The following is a 1,185-nucleotide window of genomic DNA, read 5'->3' on the forward strand; positions in this document are numbered from 1 at the left end:
AGCGGCGAACGATCCGGGTCCTCCACCTTGTCACCCGGGTAACGGGGCAGCTTGGTGCGGGGGTCGATGCCCTCGATCCGCTCGCCGTTGGGCTTGTTGACCGTGACCTCGGCCAGGTAGGTCAGGGCGCGGGTACCGCGGTCGGCGGTGCCGCGGGCTTCCAGGAGCTCGGGGCGACGCTCGATGAAGTCCGTGGTCACGTTGCCGGCCAGGAACTCAGGATCCTCCAGCACGGACTGCAAGAACGGGATGTTGGTGGCCACACCGCGGATGCGGAACTCCGCCAGGGCACGGCGGGCGCGGTGCACGGCGGTCTGGTAGTCGCGGCCTCGGCAGGTCAGCTTGACCAGCATGGAGTCGAAGTGCGGGGAGATCTCCGCACCGGCGTACAGGGTGCCGCCGTCCAGGCGCACACCGGCGCCACCGGCGGACCGGTAGGCGGTGACCTTGCCCACGTCCGGGCGGAAACCGTTGGCCGGGTCCTCTGTGGTGATACGGCACTGCATGGCGAAGCCACGGACTTCCAGCTCATCCTGCTGAATACCGATCTGAGCCAAAGTCTCACCGGCGGCAATGCGCATTTGAGCCTGGACCAGGTCCACGTCCGTGACTTCCTCCGTCACGGTGTGCTCCACCTGGATACGCGGGTTCATCTCGATGAACACGTGCTCCCCGGCGCGCTCCCCCACGGTGTCCAGGAGGAACTCGACCGTGCCGGCGTTGACGTAACCGAGTTCGCGGGCGAACTTCACGGCATCGCGATGCAGGGCCTCACGGACTTCCGGATCCAGGTTGGGTGCCGGGGCGATCTCCACCACCTTCTGGTGGCGACGCTGCAGCGAGCAGTCACGCTCGAACAGGTGCACGGTCTCCCCCGTGGAGTCCGCCAGCACCTGAACCTCGATGTGCCGCGGCCGCAACACGGCCTGTTCCAGGAACACGGTGGGGTCACCAAAAGCGGTCCCGGCCTCACGCATGGCGGCGTCCAGGGCGTCCGGCAGCTGCTCCTTGGTCTCCACGCGGCGCATGCCGCGGCCACCGCCGCCGGCCACGGCCTTCACGAAAATGGGGAACCCAATGTCATCCGCTGCGGCCAGCAGTTCCTCCGGGTCCGACGACGGTTCCGAATCCTGCAGCGTGGGAATGCCCGCCTTCTTGGCGGCCTTCAGGGCAGCCACCTTGTTG

The 1,185-nt window shown here is 67.6% G+C and carries 1 protein-coding gene; it reads right to left on the minus strand.

Features of this window, described 5'->3' with window-relative positions; genetic code table 11:
- The coding region (locus tag L979_RS13465) for an ATP-grasp domain-containing protein (RefSeq protein WP_047692730.1) at positions 1–1,185 on the minus strand (1,185 nt) is incomplete at both ends.

The sequence above is a fragment of the Kocuria sp. ZOR0020 genome (genome assembly GCF_000800955.1).
Lineage (GTDB): Bacteria > Actinomycetota > Actinomycetes > Actinomycetales > Micrococcaceae > Kocuria > Kocuria subflava.